Below are 9,964 nucleotides of genomic sequence, written 5' to 3'. Positions count from 1 at the left end.
TGTCGAGCTATTAGTAGTCGAAACGGCGACACAGCTCCAGACGAGTTTCACGCAGAAACTCAATTGTTGATTTTCTGATATCTCCCTATCGGTGACGGTTCCCATTTGCTAGTTGGAGGGGACAACCACGAAGATTTTCGCTTATTAACGCGATTTCCGTGGCCCGATCGCTTGCTCGCGGCATCCATCACGGTTGCCGCATGGGCGAAAAAAATTCATGAAACCGACCTTTCGCAATGTCATCAGGCTGAGCCCCCCTCCTAAAATCTTGTAACTGCCCAGAAATTCACCATGACACCGCATCCCACCTCGCCTCACCTAAATGTCCCCGCGTTTCGACGCGCTTTCGTTTGCCTCGGCTTGCTAGCAATTTCGATTGCATCCCCCAGCTTTGCTCAAGAGTTCGATGACGAGAGTCTTTCCGGATTCCTGACCGAAGGTGTCGGACAACCGACGGCGAGTGAATCCGAACCCCAGATCGTGCAAACCAGCATGGAGGACTATGCCGGATCGAGCGATCTAAGTATCCAGGTTGCGGAACTGCAGGCTCAGATGAGCGAACAAAATTTCGAGATCGCCTCGCTTCGCTCGGAATTGCAAACTCCGCTTCGTCACGCTCACAGACCTCAACCAGCGAAATGGTTTGTCACTTACGAAAGCGTGGTCGTGCAACCGATCCAAAGCAATTCGACCGGTTTGATTACTGAACGCGAAGACGATGTGTTTTCGCATGTCATGTTTCCTTGGGGGATGGAACACAGCCCGCGAATTCAGTTGGGCCGCGAAGCCAATGATGAAACACTGGGTTGGCGAGTCCGCTATTGGCAATTCCGACACGGCGAATCGTTCGAAGCGAGTGATGCCAACGGGCTGATCCCCGCCAGCTCGTTCACGCTTGGTACCGTGGGCTATCTGTTCGAAGATGGCGACGCATCAACGGGACTTCAATTCGTCGAAGAGGGGGTCTTCACGAGCAGCATTCGCACCGATGTGATCGATTGGGAAATGCAACGACAAATCGTCAAACCGCTGGATGTCTACGCTGGGATTCGCTACGCCAAGATCGCGCAGCGTTATCACGCGATGACCGATGCAGGCAACCTTGACGCCCGCAGCGAATTTCGTGGTTTTGGCCCCACGGTCGCCATGCGGTTCACTCATTCATTGCCACTGAATACATTGTCGCTGTTCGCCAATGCGAGAGGCTCGTTACTATTCGGGCAAAAGAGTTTCACTGCAGAGGATGATGTGAATGAGCATGCTCAGTCGCTGAACGCGATTGATTTACATTCATCCGAAGACGCTATCCACTCGTTCGCTGGCAATGCCGAGATCCAGCTGGGTTTGCGATATGCACCGGCGACATGGTTCTCGATGCAAGTCGCACTGGAAGCTCAGCATTTCATGGATGTTGGCGGCGCGAATCCCACCGGCGTGTTCACCGGTCCTGATGGCGGCATGTCTGGCGACAGCCCGCTGGACGACAACCTCAGCTTCATCGGCGTCAGCAGCGGCATCGAATTGGCGTATTAAGCGGTGCCCCGACGCGCCGCTTCCCTCCGTAGCGACAGTCGCCAAGACTTTCGTTCTGACCGCGTATTTTTTTAGCGGTCCAGCGTCAGCCGCCCGGTCAATTTCGAACGTTTTATCACGCCGCAACCGGACGGGCCCCGCGCCGTGCCGCTACCAAATTAGTTGACATTAGCCGTTAGGCACCGGCTAACGGGCAGGATAAGGCTGAGCCGCTCACGCGCAAGCGGCTCTTCAAAGCAACAAGCCGTTAGCGTTCTGTCACTATGACCGCTGCGTGTTCCAGAGAGCGAGCAGTTCGATGAGATGCTCGGTTGCTTCGACCATTTCGTCCAGACACGCGAATTCACGAACGCTGTGAATGTTGTGCTGGCCGCTGGACAAATTCGGTGTCGGCAATCCTTTCTCGGTCAATTGGCTGCCATCGGTTCCGCCCCGCACGATCTCGCGGCTACAGGGGCGGCCGAGGTTCTTGAACGCCTGTTCGGCAAAATCAACCGACTGAGGCAGTTTTTCAAGACCTTCGCGAAGGTTGCGGTATTGGCGATAAATCTTGACGTCGGCTTTGACACCCGGCGTTTTCTTTGCCGCCGTTTCGGCTGCCGCGCGAACGATGTCGGCGTAGCCGTCCAAATCCTCAGAGTCAAATGAGCGCAATATCAATTCCACCGTCGCTTCGCCTACTCCGCCATGGATCGCGTTGGGGTGAATAAATCCCTGACGCTCCGAAGTGGTTTCCGGGGTCATCCCGTCGCGAGGCAATTCGGCGACAAAGTCGGCGGCCGCGCGCACGGCGTTGAGCATCACGTCTTTGGCGATCGCGGGGTGAATGTTGTTCCCCGTGAATCGAACGGTTGCTCCGTCGGCGGAAAACGTTTCGACATCGATGTCACCCGCGCCACCGCCATCGACGGTATACGCGACCGTGGCATTGAGTTTTTGGAGATCGATTTTGTCGGTGCCGTGACCAATTTCTTCGTCACAGGTGAATAACAAACGAACGTCCCCGTGTTGCAGATGCGGGTTTTCGATCAACGTTTGGGCAAGCTCCATGATGATCGCGATCCCCGCCTTGTCATCGCCGCCGAGCAAGGTCGTTCCGTCGGTCGTGATCAACGTCTTGCCGATCATCGAAGCCAATTCGGGTGTGTCAGAGAATGAAATTTCGATTCCCGAAGCCAGCGAGATATCGCCTCCGGCGTAGGCTTCGATGACTTGCGGGGTCACGTTTGCACTGGGGGCCTCGGGCGAGGTGTCCATGTGAGCGACCAATGCGACCGCCGGAGTTCCGCCGCCGTTGGTAGCCGGAACCGTGCCCCAAACCAAGGCGTTTTCGTCCATGTGAGCGTCCGAGATGCTCATCGCAACCAACTCTTGCTCCAATAGCTGAGCGAGTGTTCGCTGTTTTTGCGTACTGGGATATTCGTCACTGGTGGGGTCCGCTGCGGTATCGATTCGCACGTAACGCAAAAATCGTTCGAGCAACCGTGATGCATTGATGGTGACGGAGGGGTTTTGGTTCATGGTTTATCGTGTGAATATGGCCAAGTTTTGATATCTTTACTGCAGGTGACGTCATATTAAGAAAGAATGGCTGGCAGTTTAAGCCGAGCAGCGTCCAGATTCGATCGAAATACTCCCGCAACGCCTTTAACCGCGTCTCGGGGGCGACTAACCGTCAACCCAATCATAATCCTGCTTCGCGAACGGCCTCGCGAACCCACACTCTAGCGAAGAATCCCATGACCGAAAAAGTTGCCCATTTCATTTTCGACGTGGAGAGTATCGCGGACGGAGAGTTGATTGCCGACGTCCGCTACGGAGGTCAAGGACTTTCACCCGAGAAGGCGATCGCAACGTATCAAGACGAACTTGTCGAACAAAACGGCACCACGTTTATCCCTTACACTTACCAGATCCCGATTTCGGTCGTGATTGCCAAAGTGGCCCGCGACTTTAGTTTGATTGATATCGTTTCGCTTGACGAACCCCACTTTCGTCCTCACGTGATCACCGAACATTTTTGGCGAGGCTGGGAGATGTACGGCCAACCTCAATGGGTGACCTTCAACGGCCGCTCGTTTGATTTGCCGATCATGGAATTGGCAGCCTTTCGTTATGGCATCTCGGCCGCCAAGTGGTTCAAGAACGATGGTTATCGATCGCCGCGAAACCGATTTACCACCGAAGCTCACTTGGATTTGCAAGAATTATTGACCAATTACGGCGCCGCACGCTGCAACGGCGGTCTGAACCTTGTCGCTCAGCTAGTCAAAAAGCCGGGCAAGATGGATCTGCGTGGCGACCAAGTCCAACAGCAATATGACGAGGGAAAATTGACCGAGATCAGCGATTATTGTCGCTGCGATGTGCTCGACACCTACTTTATCTTTTTGCGATCGATGGTGTTGATGGGCAAAACCACGATCGATAATGAGATGCAGTTGGTGCAGAAGGCGAAAGAGTGGATCCAACAGCGCGCCGATACCTCCGAAGCCTACACGGCGTACCTGAACGCTTGGCGTGATTGGGAAAAACCGCAGGACAAAAAGGAGGAAAAAGCGGAAGCAGCGGAGGTGACGTCAAGCGAAACCTCAACCGCCAGCGAGGGCTCTGACACCAACGAAGCAGCTGCGGCCAGCGAAACGAACGACACCCGTGAAACAACGAACTCGAGTGAAACCAGCGGAACAAACCCAAGCTAGCCAACAATCTAAAGAGAAACACAATGAAGGCCTCCCCCCTCTTTTCCGTCTGCATCGGTGCATGTCTGATCCTGTTTTCGTCAATCACTCCGGCACAAGAGAACGGAGCGGCACAAGAGAACGGAGCGTCCGACAGCGAGACACCGACGGAACGTGCGGATCGGTTGTACGAAACGTTTGCGAGCACCGCAGCTGGCCTGGATCTAAAATCGCAAGGTGGAGCGGACGTTTTTAAACTGCAAACCCAGCCCTTGTTTCGCTTTACCTCCGATGGCGACATCTTTGGCAGCGTCTACGTCTGGCACGACGAAAACCAACGGTTGGCGGTGCTCGGCACAATCGGTTCGCTGCCAATCCAAGGGGTGACCGTTGAATTCATTGAATTGCATTTGCTGAGTCCCAAACCGATCGAACCGGTCATGATCAATGGTTTTCCAACTAAACGTTGGACTCCCCGCGTGGACGATCTGACGATGCATCCCGTCCCTGATGCTCCCGAAGTTGCGGGCACCCCCGCAGCTCGGCTGCTGCAAATGCGTTCGATGGCTCGCCAATTCAGCAGCGAAATGGTCAGCAACGGTGTCAAGAATCAACTGCGTCTGCTTCCCAAACCGCTGTATCGATACGCCAACCCCACCCAACAGCACGATGGTGCCCTGTTTGCATTCGTCTGGGACCAAGGCACGGACCCCGAGCAAGTCGTCCGACTCGAATCGATCGAGGTCAACGGCAAGGTGGCGTGGTACTACCAGCCGCTGCGGTTGACCTATCGCGAATTAACCTTGACTCACAAAGGCAGCGAAGTGTGGCATGTGAACGAATTTTTTGATCGTGACCAGCCGCTGCAGAACACACCGTACATCACCGGGCTGACCGCCCCGATCCCGCAGCCACAGTGAACAATGGGTGAAGTGCATCGTCAGTGTCTGAAATTAGCTTGGGTCATAGCGGAAGTCGTCATGACTTTCGTTGTATCGACCGAAGGGGATTGCCGAAGCACCCGTTTCAGATGCTAGCACCCCCCCCTTTCAGAACTCATCTTTACCTGGGAGGCGGTTTCCAGCTAGGGTCCTCCATCGGACTTTTCGTTCCACGGATCTTCTCAATTACAAACAGGTAGCCTGCTAGGGGCATGTTGATGGCTAGACAGGGAAGTCTTTGCCGGCAATTTTCACGTTTCACCCTTATTTTCGGGGCGAGCCTCCCCTGCTGCGCGCTTTTTTGTTGCGGCACGCTGTTTTTGATTGGCATCCTCTTTGCAAACAGTGCCGCATCGACAGCGATCGCGCAGGATGCTAGCACGCTGTCATCCGAGCTGCCGGGCGGCGAATCGCGTCAGCCCGAGGTCGCTGCGACCACCGATACCCCGCTGCCCGCCGTCGATGGCGAACCGCTTGATCTCCATTTACAACTGGATTGGAGTGCCGAAACGCTTCATCGCTGGAACGTCGAAGTCGAAGTGATCGACTCTACTGCGTCCGGCTCCAACGCGTCCGACTCCAACGCCGCGATCTCCGAACTCCGCAATCTGTGCGGTGACCCGGCGACGTGTGGGTCCATGCATCATTCAGATAAGGGCGTAGCGTGGCATTTCCACTCCTCCGTCGCGATGACATCCGGTGCAGCGGCGTTCCGCGTCCATGCTGCGAAAACCGCCGAAGTTGTCGTCACCATAAAGGCGTCCAACAGCAATTCCCCCCCCGCAAACGAAGCCGGTGGTTCGGCGGAATCATCGTCCGACGACCAGACACCCGCGCCATCCGTGACGCGGATACCGATCACGCAACTGCTGTCGGACTCGCATTCGGAAAGCATTGGCGACGAAGGTTCCCGCTGGACGCTGCAGCGAACCAAGAACGATTCGCTACGCGTTTGGATCGATCCCGCCGAAGGGGTCTCTCCATCGGGTGTGATTTGTGAACCCCATTCCGAAATGTCACTCTACGTTCGCGGCAACGCGGCCCAAGTTCCCAGCGAGGGTGACCTACGAATACACAGCTCGATGATTCGAGTCGCGGACAATCACGTCGTGGCCACCAAAACATCTCCGATTTCACTCGACGCCCACGGCAACAGCGAACCGGTCTTGTTTCAACACGTCACCCCGACCGAAGCCGGTGTCTACGAAATTCGTTTTGAATTAGAGCACAACCAAAATCCATTGTGGTCGCGATGGCGTCGACACCACGCGCCGATTGCACGCGTGAACCATGTGTTCACCGTGCTGCCCGAAGCAACGTCACTGCACGGCGACATCGATTTCGAAGCATGGCACACCCTTTCCAAGATCAAACCCACCGAGGGATCTCAGTGGACGGTACCGACGTTCTTTAACACTCGCAACAACCCGCTGATTCCCAGCAGTTTGATCAAACAGGATCGCACTCGCAGCAATACGATTGATGCGGGACAAAAAATCACGATTGTCCCGGGCGGCAAGACCTTTGAATCGAGTCTTGCCAAACTTCGTCCTGGTCACCCGCACCACATCACCGTTCGCTATCCTGCCAACCGGTCCATTCACGTGCGGATGGAACTGACAAGCGATGTAGCCGGGAACCTCCCGCCGACGCATTATGTCCTGATTGATGAAAAGCGAGCGTCCGACCGTTATCGCAACGATCAAAATCAATGGCGAAGCCAATCGTTCCTGTATTATCCTCGTGGAAACGACCAACTCCGTTTGACAAACTTGGATCTTGACCAAGACGCTGCAATTGAGTCGATTGAAATCAAAGTCGGTCCACAGAATTTCGCGGCACATCCGCCGACGCTCGAAGCGATTCCGCAGAGCCGTTCGCGAATGTCAACGTTGAACGTCCAAGATTTTAATTGGCCCCGTCGATTGGCGGGCGATGAGGCACTGCGGCTAGCAAAATCGGATTTCAGTAGTGCTGCCATTTCGCTGCATCAATTGTTCGTGGCCACCAGTCGTTTACAAGAATACGCATCGGTGCTAGGCGTCAACTCAATTTGCATCTCGGCAAACGAGGGTGGCAAGACGTTATTCCCCACAGCTCAGTTTTCGCCAACCCCCGCGTCGCGAGTCGCTGCTGATCACAAACATCAAACACAGCAGCTCGATCTGATCCTAAGTTTAATGGACCGCAGCGATTTCCAAGTGGTCGTCGGCATCCAGCCCACGATGACGATGCGACACGTGGAAATGCAGGCCCCTCACCACCGCAGCGGCAATCCCTTGTCGCAATACACGTTGATTGACCCCGTGGTTCAGCAAGCGTTGTACGCATGGATCCAAGAATTATTGCAACACACGAATCCTCACTCCTGTTTTGCGGGCGTGGCGATTCCTTGCAATGCATCGCATCACACTGCCGCGTATGATTCCGCAACCCCGCCGAGCGAAGCGGTCCTGCGACAATTTGCAATCGCGGTGGGCAAACCAAGTGCGACGATCAGCGAAGTTCAAAGTTGGATCCACCAAGACAAGCACGCCTCGCTGCAAAAATGGGCGATCCAATCAAACCGAAATTTCTACACCTCAGTTTCGCATCTACTTGGCAGCAAACTTTGCCTGCTGACTGATCTGTCGCCGACTCATCTGTCGTCCGAAACGGGCCTCTCCTTGGTCGACATGACTTGGCCGCCCATTGAGTCGAATTTGGTTCCATTGGCGTCGCACAAACATGAAGGGTGGACCACGTTGGCTCAGCAGATCGAGGACCAACAGAACGCGAACCATTCGGTATCGCTGCTGCAACCGATCACCGGCCGCGTCGGGCTAAACATTACCCCTCATCCCTTTGCCCCCGTGCCGCAAGCGAACACGGGGAACGACACAGCGGTGTCGCCTCAATCGACATCGCCGCAAGCGGTGTCCTCACAAGCAGGGTCCTCCCAAGCAGGGTCGTCACAAGCAGTGTCGCCACAAGCGGTGCCCTCCCAAACCGCGTCGCAGCAAGCCACGATCATCGACCGCTCACTTTCACCGCAGCTAAGCCGACTGATCGATCGCATCGACCCTCGCGTGGTCGTGATTGACCACAGGAGCTTGGGTGGAAGTTTCCCGCCAAATCTGCGTCCGATCCTGCTTGCTTACAATGCGTCGCCGAGCCGACCGATGAAAGAATTTGGGTCACCCGACCAAGCATCGCAAACCGTCCAAGTACGTTGGGGAATTGAAAACCAACATCTCGTTCTCAGCCTTACCAATCATGCTCCGTGGCCGTGCGAAGTCGACGTGATTTCGAAAAAGGCGATTCACTGGAACGAGGTGGGTCAAAACACCGACGTGATTCGGCACAGCGTCGATCAGCTGACGTGCACGGTGTCCCTGAACGCAGGCCAATTGAAAGTGATTCGCTCGGAACTGCCACAGTCCTCCGACGCGCTTTCGACTTGGGTCTCGCGTGTCCATGGCGATAACCAAACGATTGAAAAGATAAAATCCGATGTGACCGTCGTCGTCGAACGCTTGGGAATGCTGGCCGACAGCGAGCCGTACGCGGTGCTTTCCAACCCTGGGTTTGAGGTCGTTGGCGGCATCGGAATCACCGGATGGATGCATGCCCAGTACCCTGAGGGCGCGGTACAAATTGATGAAAACGAAGCGATCGAAGGGCAGCGATCACTCTGTTTGACCACCGCCAACGCGATGGCGACCAAGACATGGTTGGTCAGCGAAACGATCACGCCCCCAAAAACGGGCCGCTTGGCGGTATCGTTGGCATGCCGAAGCGGAGCCAGCGAAGTGACGACGCCGCACCGTGTCCGCGTCTCGGTCGAAGGAACGCAAGCAGGCGCCTCGTTCCGCCACTGCGAAGAGGTCGACGTGCCTCGCAACGGAACCTGGCAACCTCGCAAAGTGCTGGTGGAAGCCGACAAGATCGACCCGATGACGATGGATTCGCTGCGGATCACGATCGATAGTTTGTCACCGGGCAAGCTGTGGATTGACGATGTTCATTTGCATGATTTTTTTCCGATGAACAAAGAGCGTGCTGAGTTGCAAAGCCAAGCGTTCCTAGCGGTGCAAGGGTTGCAGCGAGGCAACTTGGCTCCGTCAGCTCGCCTGCTGAAAAACCGCTGGGCTCAATTTTTGCTTAACGACACGCGAGTTCGGCCCACCCCGGTGATCAGAACCGTTCCCGACGAGGTCGCCCCGCCGACCGGCGTCGCCGAGCGAATCAAGGGCTGGCTTCCGAAGCCGATCCGCTTTTAAGTTCCAAATAGCCCGCTGCGATCTCGACGATGCGGGACTGCATTCGGCCTTGAGCGTCTCGCCACGTGATCTCGGCGACAAACAGCTCGGTGTCGATTTCGACCATGCGGAAATGCCCGGTGATCACCTGACGCACCTCGCCGCGGTCGCCTCCGATATCGCCCTGGAAATCGAGATAGTGAACCCGGTGATCGGCTAACTTCTCTACCTTCGTAGAAATCCCCTCTTGAAACGTTTCAAGCGGCTCGGTGGCCCAGGTTTTCAGGACTCCGTCGACTTCAAACATCCAATCGTAGTGTGTGGGAACCGGCTCCGACGGTGCTTGGCTGCGGGTCCCCTCCGAGCCGGGGGTATGCCGCAGGATCACGAAACGGGGTGGAATTGCATTCAATTTTGCGTGCCTCGGGGTCAATTCGCTGGCGAAGAATCGTGGTTTGAGTCGAGAAAAGAGGGGACCGATGCTCTGTCAATCCGATTCGGGATTGACGGTTAGGTAGCGATATCATCATCCTTTTGGGATCGATCCATGCCTCCGTAACGTATGGAC

Annotated in this window: 6 protein-coding genes; 4 read left to right on the top strand and 2 right to left on the bottom strand. The window is 55.6% G+C overall.

Features of this window, described 5'->3' with window-relative positions:
• Positions 1-291: 291 nt before the first annotated feature.
• On the top strand, positions 292-1,533 hold the full coding sequence (locus ABD971_RS22635; protein ID WP_345325821.1) for an Lpg1974 family pore-forming outer membrane protein: 1,242 nt from the start codon (positions 292-294) through the stop codon (positions 1,531-1,533).
• A 261-nt stretch (positions 1,534-1,794) separates the two neighbouring features.
• On the opposite strand, the gene pepT is transcribed toward ABD971_RS22635, so the two are convergent.
• Complete coding sequence (gene pepT / locus ABD971_RS22630; protein ID WP_345325819.1) at positions 1,795-3,054, bottom strand: peptidase T; 1,260 nt, start codon at positions 3,052-3,054, stop codon at positions 1,795-1,797.
• 218 nt (positions 3,055-3,272) lie between these two features.
• On the opposite strand from pepT, the gene ABD971_RS22625 reads away from it, so the two are divergent.
• From ABD971_RS22625 to ABD971_RS22615, 3 genes are all read left to right on the top strand, one after another.
• Positions 3,273-4,235 carry a 3'-5' exonuclease gene (locus ABD971_RS22625; protein ID WP_345325817.1) on the top strand — a complete coding sequence of 321 codons (963 nt, stop codon included), beginning with the start codon at positions 3,273-3,275 and terminating at the stop codon, positions 4,233-4,235.
• A 23-nt stretch (positions 4,236-4,258) separates the two neighbouring features.
• The gene (locus tag ABD971_RS22620; RefSeq protein ID WP_345325815.1) at positions 4,259-5,134 is read left to right on the top strand and encodes a hypothetical protein; all 876 of its coding nucleotides are present in this window, start codon (positions 4,259-4,261) and stop codon (positions 5,132-5,134) included.
• Positions 5,135-5,475: 341 nt separating this feature from the next.
• Positions 5,476-9,417 carry a hypothetical protein gene (locus tag ABD971_RS22615; RefSeq protein WP_345325813.1) on the top strand — a complete coding sequence of 1,314 codons (3,942 nt, stop codon included), beginning with the start codon at positions 5,476-5,478 and terminating at the stop codon, positions 9,415-9,417.
• Here the strand turns inward: ABD971_RS22615 and ABD971_RS22610 are convergent.
• Complete coding sequence (locus ABD971_RS22610) at positions 9,383-9,808, bottom strand: hypothetical protein (RefSeq protein ID WP_345325811.1); 426 nt, start codon at positions 9,806-9,808, stop codon at positions 9,383-9,385. The genes ABD971_RS22615 and ABD971_RS22610 overlap by 35 nt on opposite strands.
• Between the last annotated feature and the right edge of the window lie 156 nt (positions 9,809-9,964).

This window comes from Novipirellula rosea, from assembly GCF_039541335.1.
In the GTDB taxonomy this organism is placed as follows: domain Bacteria; phylum Planctomycetota; class Planctomycetia; order Pirellulales; family Pirellulaceae; genus Novipirellula; species Novipirellula rosea.
Note: the sequence above shows the minus strand (reverse complement) of the source record. Positions and strands in the feature narration are given on the sequence as shown.

Bases quoted from the DNA above. Each gene is read 5' to 3' on its own strand.
- ABD971_RS22635 (WP_345325821.1), top strand. From the start codon at position 292: ATGACACCGCATCCCACCTCGCCTCACCTAAATGTCCCCGCGTTTCGA.
- pepT (WP_345325819.1), bottom strand. From the start codon at position 3,054: ATGAACCAAAACCCCTCCGTCACCATCAATGCATCACGGTTGCTCGAA.
- ABD971_RS22625 (WP_345325817.1), top strand. From the start codon at position 3,273: ATGACCGAAAAAGTTGCCCATTTCATTTTCGACGTGGAGAGTATCGCG.
- ABD971_RS22620 (WP_345325815.1), top strand. From the start codon at position 4,259: ATGAAGGCCTCCCCCCTCTTTTCCGTCTGCATCGGTGCATGTCTGATC.